General features: G+C 67.7%; 18 protein-coding genes and 3 pseudogenes. 10 read left to right on the forward strand and 11 right to left on the reverse strand.

Going from position 1 to position 14,350, the window contains the following annotated elements:
* Window positions 1-200: 200 nt before the first annotated feature.
* Window positions 201-521: a hypothetical protein gene (locus ACH45E_RS06830; protein ID WP_361443901.1), complete on the forward strand. Its 321-nt coding sequence runs from the start codon at window positions 201-203 to the stop codon at window positions 519-521.
* Between the two features lie 637 nt (window positions 522-1,158).
* Here ACH45E_RS06830 and ACH45E_RS06835 read toward each other — a convergent pair.
* The 3 genes from ACH45E_RS06835 to ACH45E_RS06845 are packed head-to-tail and all read right to left on the reverse strand — an operon-like array spanning window position 1,159 to window position 3,653.
* A complete protein-coding gene (locus tag ACH45E_RS06835; RefSeq protein WP_361444909.1) occupies window positions 1,159-1,413 on the reverse strand; it encodes an STAS domain-containing protein in 255 nt (84 codons plus the stop codon).
* 58 nt (window positions 1,414-1,471) lie between these two features.
* Window positions 1,472-2,590, reverse strand: coding sequence for an acyl-CoA desaturase (locus ACH45E_RS06840; protein WP_361443898.1), 1,119 nt, complete (start codon window positions 2,588-2,590; stop codon window positions 1,472-1,474).
* A 7-nt stretch (window positions 2,591-2,597) separates the two neighbouring features.
* Window positions 2,598-3,653: a ferredoxin reductase gene (locus ACH45E_RS06845; RefSeq protein WP_361443895.1), complete on the reverse strand. Its 1,056-nt coding sequence runs from the start codon at window positions 3,651-3,653 to the stop codon at window positions 2,598-2,600.
* An 87-nt stretch (window positions 3,654-3,740) separates the two neighbouring features.
* On the opposite strand from ACH45E_RS06845, the gene ACH45E_RS06850 reads away from it, so the two are divergent.
* Window positions 3,741-4,880, forward strand: coding sequence for a helix-turn-helix domain-containing protein (locus ACH45E_RS06850; RefSeq protein ID WP_361443892.1), 1,140 nt, complete (start codon window positions 3,741-3,743; stop codon window positions 4,878-4,880).
* Between the two features lie 76 nt (window positions 4,881-4,956).
* On the opposite strand, the gene ACH45E_RS06855 is transcribed toward ACH45E_RS06850, so the two are convergent.
* On the reverse strand, window positions 4,957-5,244 hold the full coding sequence (locus ACH45E_RS06855; RefSeq protein ID WP_361443889.1) for a hypothetical protein: 288 nt from the start codon (window positions 5,242-5,244) through the stop codon (window positions 4,957-4,959).
* Window positions 5,241-5,501: a hypothetical protein gene (locus ACH45E_RS06860; RefSeq protein WP_361443886.1), complete on the reverse strand. Its 261-nt coding sequence runs from the start codon at window positions 5,499-5,501 to the stop codon at window positions 5,241-5,243. The genes ACH45E_RS06855 and ACH45E_RS06860 overlap by 4 nt, the downstream gene beginning before the upstream one ends.
* A gap of 227 nt (window positions 5,502-5,728) precedes the next feature.
* Here ACH45E_RS06860 and ACH45E_RS06865 point away from each other — a divergent pair, with 227 nt between their 5' ends.
* Window positions 5,729-6,118 carry a hypothetical protein gene (locus tag ACH45E_RS06865; RefSeq protein ID WP_361443883.1) on the forward strand — a complete coding sequence of 130 codons (390 nt, stop codon included), beginning with the start codon at window positions 5,729-5,731 and terminating at the stop codon, window positions 6,116-6,118.
* 6 nt (window positions 6,119-6,124) lie between these two features.
* On the opposite strand, the pseudogene ACH45E_RS06870 reads toward ACH45E_RS06865, so the two are convergent.
* A pseudogene (locus ACH45E_RS06870) lies at window positions 6,125-6,238 on the reverse strand (FHA domain-containing protein); the annotation flags it as partial.
* Between the two features lie 95 nt (window positions 6,239-6,333).
* Between ACH45E_RS06870 and ACH45E_RS06875 the strand changes: the two are divergent.
* The 4 genes and pseudogenes from ACH45E_RS06875 to ACH45E_RS06890 form a co-directional block, all read left to right on the forward strand.
* Window positions 6,334-6,501 (forward strand): annotated as a pseudogene (locus ACH45E_RS06875) (IS5/IS1182 family transposase); the annotation flags it as partial.
* Window positions 6,502-6,736: 235 nt separating this feature from the next.
* Entirely contained in the window at window positions 6,737-6,991 is a 255-nt protein-coding gene (locus ACH45E_RS06880; RefSeq protein ID WP_361444967.1) for a hypothetical protein, read from the forward strand.
* Window positions 6,903-7,118 (forward strand): NucA/NucB deoxyribonuclease domain-containing protein, encoded by a 216-nt coding sequence (locus ACH45E_RS06885; RefSeq protein ID WP_361444906.1) that lies wholly within the window; start codon window positions 6,903-6,905, stop codon window positions 7,116-7,118. The genes ACH45E_RS06880 and ACH45E_RS06885 overlap by 89 nt, the downstream gene beginning before the upstream one ends.
* A 27-nt stretch (window positions 7,119-7,145) precedes the next feature.
* Window positions 7,146-7,556 (forward strand): hypothetical protein, encoded by a 411-nt coding sequence (locus ACH45E_RS06890; protein WP_361443880.1) that lies wholly within the window; start codon window positions 7,146-7,148, stop codon window positions 7,554-7,556.
* A gap of 422 nt (window positions 7,557-7,978) precedes the next feature.
* Here ACH45E_RS06890 and ACH45E_RS06895 read toward each other — a convergent pair whose 3' ends face one another.
* Entirely contained in the window at window positions 7,979-9,031 is a 1,053-nt protein-coding gene (locus ACH45E_RS06895) for an aldo/keto reductase (RefSeq protein ID WP_361443877.1), read from the reverse strand.
* Between the two features lie 107 nt (window positions 9,032-9,138).
* Between ACH45E_RS06895 and ACH45E_RS06900 the strand changes: the two genes are divergently transcribed.
* Window positions 9,139-9,768 carry a TetR/AcrR family transcriptional regulator gene (locus ACH45E_RS06900; RefSeq protein ID WP_361443874.1) on the forward strand — a complete coding sequence of 210 codons (630 nt, stop codon included), beginning with the start codon at window positions 9,139-9,141 and terminating at the stop codon, window positions 9,766-9,768.
* Between the two features lie 31 nt (window positions 9,769-9,799).
* Here ACH45E_RS06900 and ACH45E_RS06905 read toward each other — a convergent pair whose 3' ends face one another.
* From ACH45E_RS06905 to ACH45E_RS06920, 4 genes are all read right to left on the reverse strand, one after another.
* Window positions 9,800-11,263, reverse strand: coding sequence for a hypothetical protein (locus ACH45E_RS06905; RefSeq protein WP_361443871.1), 1,464 nt, complete (start codon window positions 11,261-11,263; stop codon window positions 9,800-9,802).
* Complete coding sequence (locus ACH45E_RS06910) at window positions 11,260-11,586, reverse strand: helix-turn-helix transcriptional regulator (RefSeq protein WP_361443868.1); 327 nt, start codon at window positions 11,584-11,586, stop codon at window positions 11,260-11,262. The genes ACH45E_RS06905 and ACH45E_RS06910 overlap by 4 nt, the downstream gene beginning before the upstream one ends.
* Entirely contained in the window at window positions 11,586-12,488 is a 903-nt protein-coding gene (locus ACH45E_RS06915; protein WP_361443865.1) for a site-specific integrase, read from the reverse strand. The genes ACH45E_RS06910 and ACH45E_RS06915 overlap by 1 nt, the downstream gene beginning before the upstream one ends.
* Before the next feature lie 560 nt (window positions 12,489-13,048).
* On the reverse strand, window positions 13,049-13,696 hold the full coding sequence (locus ACH45E_RS06920) for a MerR family DNA-binding protein (protein ID WP_361438259.1): 648 nt from the start codon (window positions 13,694-13,696) through the stop codon (window positions 13,049-13,051).
* Between ACH45E_RS06920 and ACH45E_RS06925 the strand changes: the two genes are divergently transcribed.
* Together ACH45E_RS06925 and ACH45E_RS06930 are read left to right on the forward strand one after the other, a co-directional pair.
* Entirely contained in the window at window positions 13,577-14,188 is a 612-nt protein-coding gene (locus ACH45E_RS06925) for a TetR/AcrR family transcriptional regulator (protein WP_361438257.1), read from the forward strand. The genes ACH45E_RS06920 and ACH45E_RS06925 overlap by 120 nt on opposite strands.
* A pseudogene (locus ACH45E_RS06930) lies at window positions 14,185-14,325 on the forward strand (MFS transporter); the annotation flags it as partial. The gene ACH45E_RS06925 and the pseudogene ACH45E_RS06930, both read left to right, overlap by 4 nt.
* Window positions 14,326-14,350 lie beyond the last annotated feature (25 nt).

Below are 14,350 nucleotides of genomic sequence, written 5' to 3' on the forward strand. Positions count from 1 at the left end.
CTCTCGTGTTTGTGGCAGTGGCTGTGAGAGACAGCGAGCGGTTTCAACTTGGGTGACCAGAATGCGAGTTGGCGTGGGGGTGGTGTCCGGGAACAGGTGAAGCTCCTGGTAGATGGGTTGTCTTCAAGATCAACCTGTCTGTCTGGAGTCACCTGCCAAACGGCACCGAGGGCAAGGACTACGGCACCCGCCCGAGGGCGATGGCCCACACGGTCTTCACCGCCGCGCTGACCGGCGCAATGGCGTATGACCGCGGTGCCACTCTGCTCCGCGTCCTCGACCTGAGATCCGATCCCGCTCGGCTGCTGGCCGACCACGGCGTCTGCTATCCACCCGCCGACCCCGGCGCCGTTCTGGAACCCCTCTACCCCGACAGACTCGCCGAGGACTACCTCGCTCTCACCTTTCCCGGCCACGCTATCGCCGTGAACATCCTCCCGCCGCATGGGCTGCTTCCACGGCACAGGCCCTCGGCGCCCGCACCGCCCAGGGCCAACCACCCGCCCACATCGGTCGGCTGATCACCTTCCTAGCGTCCGCGGTTGCCCCCGGACGCTGGCCCCATCTGGCCCCGCGTCTAGAACCCTTGTTTGGGCTGATCCCGCTCTCGCCGTCGCGGCGGGCAGCGCCGCCCTCACCGCGCTCGCGGACGCAGTTGACCTCGATCCTGCCCTCCTCTCATCCGTCGAGGCTCACTTCCCGCCAACAAAGAGGCCATTGCCCTCCTTGAGGACCAGGTGGCGGCAGAGCACGGACAGGTACGAACCAGTGCTTGCGGTGGTGCTCGGGGATCGCGGTGTCACCTGCTGGAGCTAGGGCGCTGGAGGGCGGCTGCGGCGGACGAGCAGCGGGCCGCAGACCTCTAGCGGCGGCTGGCCGCGGCCCGGCCCGCAGCATACGAACGCGGCTTGTCCGCGGCGTTGTCCCATTTGGGTGTCAGCCTGTCGCACCTAGGCAAGCCGCAGGAAGCTCTCAAGGCCGAGCAGGAAGCCGTAGAGATCTGCGAAAGGCTGGCTCGCAGGACGATATGGCTCGACCGGGCCGGGCTCCTCCAACAGGATCTGATATGTGTCCCGACGGAACTCGGGATCCGGGAACAGCAGCCCCCGGCCTTTTCAACCGCATGTCTCCGCCCCGACCATGGTGTTCCATCGGCCGTCAAGCATCCAGGTATGCCTGAGCGTCGACAACCGTCTCGAAGACCCTCAGAACCTGATCTGCCCCCGTCATCTCCAAGACGCGCCGCAGAGATGCCGGGACACACGCCGGCACCAGCACCACGCCGTGGGCCTCGGCTTCACTGCGGGCCCAGAGCAGGACACTCAGCCCAGCCGAATCACAGAGCGGCATACCCGTCAGCTCCACGATGACGAAGCGGCCGGCGCCCGCGGCCGCCCACCGTCCGCAACGGATCTCACCGAACCCGTCGGTGCCGCCGGAGCGGCCGAGAGAGCTGAACCAATACCGGGAATCAGGCGGCGACGAGCTCCTGCTCGCGGTCCGGCGTTTCGACCTTGGGCTTCTTGTTCGGCAGCGAGAGCCGGAAGACCTTGTGCCACGCGGAGAACACCTGCTTGGGCAGTGGCCCGGTGACGTACTCCAGCTCGTACTTTTCGAACAGGGCGCGCACCTTCACCGCGACCTCGGCGTACCGGTTGCTCGGCAGGTCCGGGAACAGGTGGTGCTCGATCTGGTGGGAGAGGTTGCCGGTCATGAAGTGCATGGCCCTGCTGCCGCTGATGTTCGCCGAGCCCATCATCTGGCGCAGGTACCACTGGCCGCGCGTCTCGCCCTTGATCGACCGGCGCTCGAAGACCTGCACGCCCTCGGGGAAGTGCCCGCACATGATCACCGAGTGGGACCAGATGTTGCGGACCAGGTTCGCGGTGAACGTGGCGGCGAGCGTGGGGAGGAACGACGGGCCCGACAGCAGCGGGTGGATCACGTAGTCCTTGAGTACCTGCTTGCGGATCTTGCGGCCCACGGCCTTGGCCCGCGCGCGGAACTCCGGGTTCTTGCGGCGGCGCTTGTGCAGGTTCTTGCCGAGCTCGAGGTCGTACGCTGCGATGCCGTACTCGAAGAAGCAGGCGTTGATGAAGTTCCACAGCGGCTGGCCGAGGTGGAAGGGGTGCCACTTCTGGTCCTCGTCGACGCGCATGATGCCGTAGCCGAGGTCGTTGTCCTTGCCGATCACGTTGGTGTACGTGTGGTGCAGCTCGTTGTGCGAGTGCTTCCACTGGTCGGCCGGCGAGACGTGATCCCACTCCCAGGTGGTGGAGTGGATCTTCGGGTCCCGCATCCAGTCCCACTGGCCGTGCAGGATGTTGTGGCCGATCTCCATGTTGTCCATGATCTTCGCCACGGACAGACCGGCGGTGCCGATCACCCACGCGGGCGGGAAGATCGAGAACAGCAGCACGCCCCTGCTCACCAGCTCGAGCTTGCGCTGCGCCGAGATGACCTTGCGGATGTAGGCGGCGTCTTTCTCGCCGCGGCCGGCGATCACCTCGTCGCGGATCGCGTCCAGTTCGCGGCCGAGCTCCTCGATCTGCTCCGCGGTCAGGTGGGCGGTGGGGTCGATGGCGGTCAAGGTGCTCCTACCGTTCGATGTCGCAGGGGCCCGCCGCGGCGGACACGCAGGTCTGGATGAGGACGCCCGGCTCGGCCTCGGTGATCTCGCCGGTGCGCAGGTCGCGGACCGCGCCCGCCTTGAGCGGCGTGACGCAGCCGAAGCAGATGCCCATGCGGCACCCGGAGGGCATGAGCACACCGGCCTCCTCGCCGATGTCCAGCAACGGCGACGCGCCGTCCGCGTCGACGGTCTTGCCGGTGGCGCTGAACGTGACCTCGCCGCCGTCGCCGGCGACGACGATGCTGGGGCGGAAGCGTTCGGTGTGCAGGCGCTCTTGGACGCCGTGCTCGGTCCAGTGCTCTTCGGCGGCGTCGAGCAGGCCCGCGGGCCCACAGGCCCAGGTCTCGCGCTCGGCCCAGTCGGGCACGAGTTCGCCGAGACGGGCGATGTCGAGCACGCCGTCCGTGTCGGTGTGCACCTCGGTGAGCCGCAGCTTCTTGTCCGCGACCAGGTCGTGCAGTTCGTTCCGGAAGATCACGTCTTGCGGCTGTGGCGCGCAGTGGACCATGACGACGTCGTCGAACTCGATGTCGCGCAGCATGCCCATCACGGGCGTGATGCCGCTGCCGGCCGTCAGGTAGAGCACCTTGCCGGGTTTGGCCTGCGGCAGCACGAAGTCACCGGTCGCCTGGTCGAGCTGGATCAGCGTGCCCGGCTGAGCCCTGCGGACCAGGTGGTTACTGACCTTGCCGTCCGGGATCGCCTTCACGGTGATCGTGACGCGGCCGTCCTGGCGGTTCGTCGGCGAGGTGATGGAGTAGGCACGCCACAGGCGCACCCCGTCGACGTCGACCCCGATCCGCACGTACTGACCGGCTGTGTGGCCGCGCCAGCCCCGTCCCGGCCTGATAACGACAGTCGCCGCGTCACCCGTCTCGGGGTACACGGCCTCGATGCGCCCACGCAGGTCAGCGCCCGCACGCAGCGGGCTGACCAGGTCGAGGTAGTCCGACGGCAGCAGCGGCGTCGTGACCATCTCGAGCAGTTTCCACGCCCTGCTGCGAAGGGCTGCACTCGTCATGACTCCAGCTTGCTGTGCCTCAGGGGGTAAAGTCCTGACCGCAGGATGTGAATCTGGTCGGCTGAATTGTTCGCAGGGAACAGAAACGTGAGCCATGCAATCCAGAGGGCCAGCGAACTGGCCCTGGATGAGACGACGGTCACCGCACTGCGGGCCGTACTGAAGACCACCGCCGACGAGGTCGTCCAGGCGATCATCGACGAGGTCCCTCCCTACGCCAACGCCCTTTCGGGCCGCATGGGCGGCACCATCCGCCGAGCCGTCCGCACCGCCCTGGGGCACTACCTGGACCTCGCGAGCGGGAATGCCACCGGCGGTGACGCCGGTGACGCGGCCTACGAGTTGGGCCGCGGCGAGGTGCGCGACGGCCGTTCGATGGACGCCCTGCTCAGCGCCTACCGCGTCGGCGCCCGCGTGGCCTGGCGATGCCTGGCAGCAGGTGCCGTACCCGCAGGTCTGCCCGCCGCCGAGGTCGCCAAGTTCGCCGAGCTGACCTTCGCCTACATCGACGAGCTCTCCGCCGCGAGCGCCGCGGGCCACGCCGACGAACTGGCCGCGCGGGGCAGGGCCCACGAGCGCCACCTGGAACACCTGGCCCGCGACCTCCTCGCCGGCGCCAGCCCGGACGTGCTGCTGGCCTCTGTTCAACGGGCCGGCTGGCAGCCTCCGGTTTCGCTGACCGCGGTCCTGCTGCCCGCCGCCCAGGCCCGGCCTGCCTACCGTGCGCTCGACCCGAGCACCCTCGTCCTCGACGATCTGCCGGACGCCACCGGTGTACTGCTCGTCCCCGATGCCGACCGATCACATCTCTTGCGGCAGCTGACCGACCGCACCGCCGTGGTCGGGCCGGCCCGGCCATGGACTCGTGCGTCCGCCTCCTACGCACGAGCCGTACGCGCGCGCTCCCTCTCCTCTGATATTCGCGACACCGAGGAGCACCTGCCCGAGCTGCTGCTGAGCGCCGACGTTGACGCGTTCGCAGACCTGCGTGCCCGGGCCCTCGCACCGTTGCGGACCTTGCCTGTCGCGACCGCACGGCGGCTGGAGGAGACGTTGCGGGCGTGGCTGCTGCACCAGGGCAGGCGGGACGAGGTGGCGGCGGCGTTGTTCGTCCATCCCCAGACGGTCCGGTACCGGATGTCGCAGCTGCGGGAGCTGTTTCCGGATCTCGCATCGCCACACAGGGTCCTTGAACTGACGCTGGCGGTCGGTCTTCGGGCCAGCTGACGGGTATTCGGCCGTCCACGATCACGTCCGCGAGCGGTCCAGGAATCGTGCCTCGTTCTCGGTGCCATCAGCTGGCTCATGCGGCCCGGGCAGGACCGGTATTGGCGAGCTGAGACCGGGGGTTGATGTGAAGACCAGCCGCGGCCTTCACGTTGCGTCGGGCGAGCGCGATCATCACGTCCGGGTAGTCGCCGCGCACCGTGGCGGCGATCTGCGGGGCGTGCTTGGACTTGCTCCAGTCCGTCAGCACGGCGGCCGCCACCGTCAGGTCGGGGTTCTCCTCGGCCTGGACGCTCTTGATGGTCTCCTGCAGGTCTGTCAGCGCCTTCTTGTCGGGTCCGCTGACCTTCAGCGGCAGGATCACCTGGTCCGCCGCGACCAGCCCGTTGACGTGAGCTTCCCCAGTGAGGGCGGGTCGTCGATGATCGTGATCTCCACGGGCGTCACCGAGCGGCGGATCGATGCCCGCAGCATTCCGTCCCGGACGTCCTTGCCGTCGAAGTGGACCAGGTCGATGTCCGGCGCGAGCCAGGCCCCCGCGGGCGCGGGGAAGACGGACGGGAAGGCCGCCGCTTTTATGCAGTTGGGACCATCCCCGCGGACGCGGAGAGCAGCCCTCACCGGAGGTCGGCACGGAGATGGTGATGGGACCATCCCTGCGCAGGCGGGGCGTAATGCCGACCGGCGGGCGCCACGGCGCCAGGTCGCGATGCTCCTTCAGCGTGTCGTCGGTCGTTGCATAGAGTGCTGTCGCGAGGGTGTCCACGTCGTTCGTCACAAAGCGATCTTGGACACCCTCGTTCTCGTCTCCGCAGGCCCCCCTTGGAGCACACCACCAGGAGGAACCAGTGTCATACCCGCAACTGCTCACCCCCGAGGAGAGGCTCGCCGACGCGAAGAAGCTGTTGAGCCTCCCGCGTATCGTCGTGATCTGCGGCTCCACCCGCTTCATGACCGAGATGAACAAGGCCGATCTGCGGGAGACCAAAGCTGGAAAGATTGTCGTCAAACCGGGCTGCGATTTGAAGTCGCCGCACGAACTTTGGTCCGATCCTGTCGAGGCCGAGGCGCTGAAGGCTCGACTCGACGATCTGCACCGGGCGAAGATCCGGCTCGCTGATGAGGTGCTCGTAGTCGGCGACTACATCGGCGACAGCACCCGAGCCGAAATCGCCTACGCCCGGTCGCTGGACAAGCCCGTGCGGTTCACGCACCCCGAAGTCGACCCTGACGCCTGACCGCCCGCTGCCTCGGGGGAGCGTACTGCGGGCGACATGCTGCCCGTCCACAACGATGCCGCTGGTGGACCCAAGAACCCGGACCGTCGAGGGCGTTCCGGTCCGGATCCCGCAGTTTCGGTCCCTGTGAGCTGGTACATCAGCTGTCTCTCATTGAGCCCTTTCCAACCTCACTCGCCAGGCTGGCGGTTGGGCTGACAGACAGATGGCTTCGCATGCTTGTCTGCCCGTCCGGCGTCGACGTGTCCAGCTCTGCCCTGCGTTTCCTCGCCGCCCGTCTGAGAGAACACCGCCGCGCTCTCGGAACCCGATGGCGGCGCCTGAACGCAGGACGACAGGCTCTGCTCACCCTCGCCCACCTGCGCAACGGCCAGCCCCACTCCGTCGATCTCGACCCTGGACCACCAGGCACGGATCGCCTCTGTCAGCCCGTCCCGATCGATGCGCCATCCGCCCGCATCACCCTCGACCACCGCCAAGAACGTCATAGCCAGGGTCTACCAGACGTCCGTGACACAGCGGCGATCGGTCGTGTCTCAAGTTGGAATGGGCTCACTGAACACACCAGTGGCCCGCTGCGACAAGGCCCTGCCCGGCACCTCGAGGATCGGGTGCGTCATGCCGTACATCCCGGAAATGGTGTACAGCAAGAGGGGTGAGTTCTCCGAACTCGCCAAGCACATCGAGTACGCGCAGAACACCAAGCACCTGCCCGGCAAGCACGGCACGAACAAGTACCTGACACGCCTCACGGACAAGGCGAAGATCAAGAAAGACTGGAACACTGTGCCCGTCCAGCCGGCACCGGCCTACGGGCAAGGAGTGCGACGAGTACCCGTTCGCCTCCACCTGGCAGGGTGCGTCCACCGGTAGCGGCCACTTCAGCTGGCGCATGATCCCCGCGGCACAGAACCGGAACGGCGGCAAAGCCCTCGGGAACTTCTACCTGTACAACCGGATCATCGAGAAAGATAAGTTCCTCGTCTGGATCAAGAACTAACAATCCGTCGATCATCCGGGATACCGCATGAACGAGGAGGCCGCGCACGGGCAACAGCTCGTGCCTGTGCACTACCACCAGTTCAGGATCAGAGATGAGGACGGCTCCGTCGGCCCCGACCTGCCTCCCGACCACAACGGATTGGCCGAGGTCCAAGACGGCATCGCCGCAATCCTCACGGGCATCCACACCGGCGACGTCGACGTCACCGTCACCTTCCACACCGGCGCCCTCCGGCCCGAGGGCGCCGACTCGGAGGAGATCGTCGAAGTCTCGCTGCACTCCGCATCGGGAGAACTGCTGGTGCGCGGCCTGATGGCCGACCTCGACGAGGAGCTGCCCGAGCTGTCCTTGGACGGCCCCGCGCGACTACCCGCTGCGTGTCCACGCGCGGGGCCGGGACACCGCCGTCGGCCTCGCCCCGGACGACGTCACTGAGTGGTATCTCATCCAGGTATGGCCCGCACCGGCCCGGGAGGCCACGGTGCTCCGCCAGGCCGACAGTTACGGCGCATCTGTCCGAGCACGGTGACCACCACCGGCTTGGTTCAGCAGCTCTGATGACGTGAGCCCCGGAGACCAGTCCGGGGCTCACTGCCGTCTGGTTGCTCGATCGGCCAGGGACCGGCGTGGGCGACGGACGCCGAGCTTCTCGCGGCGCAGTCTGCGTCCTCGGCTGTCGCGTATTGCTCTCCGCATGAGGGTCCCTGGTGACCGTCTGTGGTCGTGCCGACAAGTTGGCGGACAGGGGGAGAGGCTGTCACCGCAGCTGTCCAGGCCCGGGCAGGCGTTGAACGAGGCAGCCCCCAGTCCGAGTCTGGGACGCGCGGCTATACCCCTCCAGCTACTTGACGCGGATGTCATGCAGCGGTCGGAGGCGCGACAGCTGGTGGGTTGAGGCGGGCGAAGCCTTCCTGGCGCTGGTAAGGGAAGTACGGGTAGGGCGCTGTCTTGCCGCTCGCCGCATCGAGTTTCGCCATCTGGTCGGGCGTGAGCGTCCAGCCGACGGCACCGAGGTTCTGGCGAAGCTGGTTCTCGTCGCGGGCGCCGATGATGACGGAGGAGACGGTCGGTCGCTGCAGCAGCCAGTTGATGGCGATCTGCGGAATGCTTTTGCCGGTCTCCTGCGCGATCTCGTCGAGGGAGTCGACCACACGGTAGAGGTGTTCGTCCTCGATCGGTGGGCCGTAGTCCGCGGTGTGGTGCAGTCGGCTGTTGGTCGGTAGCGGCTGGCCGCGGCGGACTTTGCCGGTGAGCCGTCCCCAGCCGAGGGGGCTCCAGACGAGGGCTCCGAGGCCCTGATCGAGCCCGAGGGGCATGAGCTCCCATTCGTAGTCGCGGCCGATGAGGGAGTAGTAGACCTGATGTGCGACATAGCGCGGGTGGCCGTATCTCTCCGCGCTCGCGAGGGACTTCATCGCCTGCCAGCCGGAGAAGTTGGAGATGCCGAGGTAGCGGACCTTCCCTGCTCGTACGAGATCGTCGAGCGTGGACAGGACTTCCTCGATCGGCGTGCCGGCGTCAAAGGCGTGCAGCTGGAAGAGGTCGATGTAGTCGGTGCCGAGCCGGCGCAGGGCGTCCTCGCATGCGGTGATCAGGCGCGAACGAGAGGAGCCCGCATCGCCTGGGCCATCGCCCATCGGCAGGCTGGTCTTGGTGGACACGATCACCTGGTCCCTGCGGCCTTTGATCGCTTCGCCCAGCACCTCCTCGGAGGCCCCGCTGGAGTAGACGTCGGCGGTGTCGAACATCGTGATCCCGGCGTCGAGGCAGATGTCCACGAGACGGCGTGCTTCGTGCGCATCGGTGTTGCCCCAGGCACCAAACAGCGGCCCTTGGCCGCCGAAGGTGCCGGCGCCGAAACTCAGTGCGGGGACCTTGAGGCCGGATGCGCCCAGCCGCCTGTATTCCATGACTGTTCCTCTCTCGCCGCCCGTAACTAACTAATGGGCTTGGAGTTCCGTTAGTGTGGAGCCTCAACGTAGCAGGCGCGAGTGATTAACGAAACTGGAGTCCCGTTATGGGGTTTGAGGGTGCGGATCCGGGGACCGTCCGTCCTGGAGGGCGCACGGCGCGGGTGCGGTCGGCGGTGCTGCAGGCGGCTGGGGACGCCTTGGCGGAGCATGGCTTTGCCCATCTGGACCTCGCCGACATCGCGCGCCGGGCCGAGGTGGGCAAGACCACCGTCTACCGCCGCTGGGGAACGGTGACCAGCCTGGTGGCCGATTTGCTGGTGGACATGGCCGAGCAGTCACTGCCGCGTACCGAGACCGGCTCGCTGCTCGGTGATCTCAAGGCCAACGCCCGGCTCGTGCAGCGCACCTTGGCCGACCCTCGGCAAGGAGCGCTGTTCAAGGCAGTTATCGCCGCCGCCACCTGCGAGGCGAAGACAGCCGAGGCCCTGCACCGCTTCTACGACATCCGCGTCAAGGAGTGGGCCCCCTGCGTCCAACAGGCCATCGACCGGGGGGAGGTGCCCGAGGGCACCGATGTCCACGAGGTGATCCGTGCTGTCTCCGCCCCCCTCTACTACCGCCTGCTGACCAGCAGCGACCGCCTCGACGAAGCCGCTGCAGACCAGGCCGCCGGGGCCGCAGTGGCTGCAGCGCGTGCGGGAGCGTACCTGCGGGGCGACGAAGGTCGTGCGTGACCGGCTTCCCGCATCCGTCGCTGAGCGCGGGTCACCGTGCGTGATCCCCGGGGGCATAGCGTTTCCAGGTTCCTCCGGCCTCTTCGGCGAGACGGGTGGTGTGGTCGTCGTTGTAGCCGAGCATCCGGGCGATCACCGGGGCCGGGGCTTGGAGGACAAGGTGGCGGATCGCCGCTGTGCGCCCTGGCCGGGTCGGGAAGCCCAGTTGGCGGAGCCGAGGTGCCATGGCTTCCGGGGTCATGGGCTGTCCGGCCCGGCGGCCGGGGAAGAGCCATCGGGCATCGGGGTTGGTCGCGGTCTTGGTGTTCGGTCGCTGCCCCAGATAATCGAGCAGCATTCCGTCGAACGGGGCGGGAACGGGCGACGGTGGGTCGCCGAGCCGGACGAGGACTTTGCCGTCCTCGTGCTGGACGTCGTCGCTGCTGAGCCTGGTGATCCGCGTAAGCGGCTGGGCGTAGAGGAGGACAAGGACGGCGGCCACGCGATCCTGGAGCGGGATGTCGTAGCCGTTCACGAGATTTCGCAGCAGCGCGAGCCGTTGGTGCTGGGTGAACGGAGCGGGATTCGCCGTCGAGCGGTGCGGGATGGTGACGGTCAGCATGTGCTTGGACTGCATGGCCCAGCGGAGGAAGGAGTGGGTGAGGCGCCGGGCGGTGTAGCCGCCTGCGTACCAGGTGTCGACATCGGCCTGGGTGCAGCTGGCGAGGGCGCGTCCGCGCTGGGCGAGGTGGTCGAGGAAGTTGATGGCAAGGTAGAGCTTGTTGCGGGCCTGCTGAGTCTGGCTGCTGGTGAGCGGGCCACGGCCGGCCAGGGTGCGGAGGCGGCATTGGATGTGCCAGGTGGCGAAGAGGTCCAAGAGCTTGCGGTGCTGGGGGTCGCTGACGGTAGGCAGTTTCTCGGCGAGCCACCGCTGGAACAGCAGCAGATGCCGGTCGGCCGGCGGCAGGACGTCGCACTGCATGAGCAGGTCGCGCAGGTAGGCGACAGATCGCCACGGCGTGAGCCGGCTCAGTCCCTCGTGGGTGAGTGGGACTTGGTTGCGGGCCAGGGCCCGCAGGTTCTGCTGGACGTGCGGTTGGTTGGTCCAGGTCGGCCCGCCCCAGGGGCGTTTCATCTGTCGGAGCGTGTCGAACAGCGGGAGGAGTTCGGGCCGGATGCGGCCGGTGCCGTCGTCGAGGAGTTCGTGGAGGCGCTCGGCCAGGACGCATCGGCCGCAGATTCCGCGGCGGTAGCGTCGTGCTTCCTGGCCGCACTGTCCGCAGGTGAAGTCGCCGAGGCCACCGGCGCAGTCGGTGCAGAGCCTGCCGCCGTCCGGCGCGAGGCCCGGAGTGAGCCGCTCGACACCGCAGCCTGTGCAGGTTCCGTAGGTCTCCAGGGCCTGGGCGTAGCAGCCCGCGCAGAGGTAACCCTCGGGCCAGTGGGCTGCCCCGAGCCGAACGGCCCGGCGGCATCGCGCGCAGAACAGGTCTTCGGCGCGGACGCGAGTGCGGCTCATCCTTCGGGCCTGATGCGGGCGCGCTTGGGACGGACGGCCGACAGGTCGACGGCTGCCTCGCCGACGGCGACCTTGCGGATGACGGCGTTCTCCGCCTTGGTGGCGATCAGATCGGTTGGGGTGCAGTCGAAGATGTCGCAGAGCGCGGCCAGCACCGGCAGCGACAGCCGCTCGGGAGTGCCGGTAACCAGGCGGTGGACCTGCGAGAGGGAGAGGTTGATGCCGCGCTCGGCAAGCGGCGGGGCGAGCTCGCTGGTGGTGAACATCCCGGCGGTAGCCATCTTCTCGCGCAGTCGCCACTGGTAGCTGACCTGGCGCTTCATCAGGCCCTCCTCGCAGGCTTGAGCGCGGCCTCGACCGTGGCGTCCAGGGCGCGACGCAGGGTGCGGGTGCGGAAGTCGGAAGACACGCAGGTGTAGATGGAGGTGGTGGACGCGTGATCGTGGCCGACCTGCTGTTGCACGAACAGCGGATCCCAGCCGTCCTCGATCAGGTGGGTGACGTATGACCTTCGCAGCGAGTGGAAATCCAGGACCGGGTCCAGGCCGAGGTCGTCGCGGTAGGCGGCGAAGCGGGAGTCCAGCCGTTGCAGTCCGACCCGCCGGCCGCGTTCGGACGGCCATAGAGCGGGCCCCCCGTCCGCATGCCGCATCGCGGTCCTCACCTCGCTGATCCACTGGTCGACGATCTCGACCGACCACTCCCACACGGTCAGCACGCTGCGGCGCTTCGGGGGCGAGCCCTTCTTCGCCTTGCCGTGGCGGACATAGCAGACGCCGTACTCGCCGAACTCCGCCCCTTCGGGGTTGCGGCCGAAGTCGGCCGTGTCCAGCATCCGCGTCTCGTTGCGCCGCAGCCCATAGGCGTACGCAGTCTTGAAGAGCATCGCGTCGCGGAAAGCGGGCAGCCAACCCTTGCGGCCACGTCCGCGGATCCGGCTCACCTCGTCGTCGGCGTGGTCGAAGAACGCCTGTACCTCATCCCGGGTGAAGGCCCGTTTCGGGGTCTCTGCCTCGCACTCCTGCATGTGCACGGCGGTATTCCACTCGTGACACACCTGGATCGGATGGGTGCCGAAGCGGCGTTCACACTCCGCCGCCCAGCCGTAGGCCGGGTCGGTGGCGTAATCACAGAACAGACGCACCGCCACCTGGTAGCCGCGCAGCGTCGAGCGGACACAGCCACGGACGGCCCGCAGGTCACCGAACCACTCGTCCGCCAGCATCGAGGACCAGCTCCACGGAAAGGCACCGCGTGCGCGGCGAACGCCCGCACCTTTCGCTCGCGGCCGTTGATGGTCGACAGCGCGAGGTTCCGGGCCAGCTGCTAGGGGGTGTTTCGAAAGTCCCGCACAGCACCCACGGCGCCCGGCACGCACTCTCGCCGCACCGGCCAAAAACCCAAGTACGTCCAGTACGAGGGCTTTCGTCCGGCACGCCGAGAGCACGCACCGGACACCGCGGGCACCGCACAGGACTTTCGAAACACCCCCTAGTTGCGTCAGCCGTCCAGCATCGCTTCGAAGACCTGCTCCTCCGGCCGCAGCAGCGGCACCCCGTCGGCCAGGTGGAGCCGTGCGGCCCCAGGAGCCACCCCGTTGTCGCTTGCCAAATTGTCACGCTCCGTAGGTCGCATTCGCCGCGAGAATCTCGCATCAGATGCGAAGTGCGGAGCGGAACAGCAGGTCAGCCATCCGATCGAGTGAACCGGAACGACGTGGCCCCGGCCGGTCAGCTACCGTCCCAATAGACCCTGACGAACCGCTTACCTACTGATCAGCAGCTTTTACAGAGCCTGCTTCACCAACGCGGCGCAGGACGCCGCCAGTTCGCATCGGATGCGATACGCGCCGGTTCCCAGATACGCGTCAAAGGGGCAATGAGTTGATCTTGAGGTGTCCCGGCGGGATGTGGGCTGCGAGTCCTCGATGATCCCGCAGACGGTCACGGGCTGGTCGTCGGTGCAGTCATCGGCCCGCTGCCGGGTCTCGGCGAGTGTCTTGCACAGGGCTAGCAGCTCGATGACGGTGGTGCCGATCTCGGCGATCCGGGCGTCGAGCAGGCAGCGAACGGTGGCGAACGGCGGGGTGCCGCCGTTTCGGATGGCGAGGACGTCGCGGATGTCGTCCATGTGCGGGCCGAGGGCGCGGGCTCGGCGGATGAAGGTCAGCAGCTCGATGTCGTGCTGGTCATGGGGCCGGTAGCCGGCCTCGGTCCGCTCGGCGGCGGGCAGCAGGCCCCGGGCCTCGTACCCCCATACCGCCTTGCGTAGTGACCGTAGACGCTGTCTATGGATGTCTGGTAGACACTGTCTATGGATGTTGAAGGGCCCCTGCGGGAACGACTGGTCGATGCCGGCGTAGAGCTGGTGCTGTCTGAAGGCACCGCTTCGGTTGGTCTTCGGGAGATCGCCCGCCGGGCAGGTGTGTCGCACGGTGCGCCGCGGCGCTACTTTCCGACACACCGGGCGCTGTTGTCGGCCATCGCGCGCAGAGGCTTCGAGGAACTGGGCGCGCGGTCCGCCGCAGCCACGGCAGGGACTGCCGTGCCGCGTGATGAGTTGGCGGCGCTGGCGCGGGTGTACGTCACCTACGCACTGGAACGGCGCGCCATGTTCGAGTTGATGTTCCGTCACGACCTGCTCGACAGCGGCGAGCAGAGTGGAACTCCGGGCGGGCCTCGGCTGAGGGAGGCGACGCTCCCGATGTTCCAGCGCGTCACCGAGCTCGTCGCTCGGTGCCGGGCACAGGCGCTGGAGCCTTCGGCGGCAGTCACTGCGGCTGCCCTGTGGGCGAACCTGCACGGCATCGCCCAACTGTGGTCGTGGGGCAGCCTGCAACTCGCCCTCGGCGGCGAGGGTCCCGACAGTCACGACCGGTTGATCGAAGCTGCGCTGGACGCCCATCTCGGGCCGATGGCCTCATGACCGGGCGGCTGCGACGCTCGGTCCCGCTCATCGTCAGCGTGGCCGGGGCGGTGATCGTCGCACTGGACGGCACCGTTCTGCTGGTGGCGCAGCCCAGCCTGCAGCGTTCGCTCGCCGCGAGCCCGGCACAGATCCAATAGAGGAACGAATTGATGTATGAGC

Origin of the sequence: Streptomyces sp. NPDC020299, assembly GCF_044387825.1 — a bacterium.
Taxonomy (GTDB): domain Bacteria; phylum Actinomycetota; class Actinomycetes; order Streptomycetales; family Streptomycetaceae; genus Streptomyces.

Coding starts and splice junctions, on each gene's coding strand:
- ACH45E_RS06830 (WP_361443901.1), top strand. CDS start 201: ATGGCCCACACGGTCTTCACCGCCGCGCTGACCGGCGCAATGGCGTAT.
- ACH45E_RS06845 (WP_361443895.1), bottom strand. CDS start 3,653: ATGACGAGTGCAGCCCTTCGCAGCAGGGCGTGGAAACTGCTCGAGATG.
- ACH45E_RS06880 (WP_361444967.1), top strand. CDS start 6,737: ATGCCGTACATCCCGGAAATGGTGTACAGCAAGAGGGGTGAGTTCTCC.
- ACH45E_RS06890 (WP_361443880.1), top strand. CDS start 7,146: ATGAACGAGGAGGCCGCGCACGGGCAACAGCTCGTGCCTGTGCACTAC.
- ACH45E_RS06895 (WP_361443877.1), bottom strand. CDS start 9,031: ATGGAATACAGGCGGCTGGGCGCATCCGGCCTCAAGGTCCCCGCACTG.
- ACH45E_RS06900 (WP_361443874.1), top strand. CDS start 9,139: ATGGGGTTTGAGGGTGCGGATCCGGGGACCGTCCGTCCTGGAGGGCGC.
- ACH45E_RS06905 (WP_361443871.1), bottom strand. CDS start 11,263: ATGAGCCGCACTCGCGTCCGCGCCGAAGACCTGTTCTGCGCGCGATGC.
- ACH45E_RS06910 (WP_361443868.1), bottom strand. CDS start 11,586: ATGAAGCGCCAGGTCAGCTACCAGTGGCGACTGCGCGAGAAGATGGCT.
- ACH45E_RS06915 (WP_361443865.1), bottom strand. CDS start 12,488: ATGCTGGCGGACGAGTGGTTCGGTGACCTGCGGGCCGTCCGTGGCTGT.
- ACH45E_RS06925 (WP_361438257.1), top strand. CDS start 13,577: ATGGATGTTGAAGGGCCCCTGCGGGAACGACTGGTCGATGCCGGCGTA.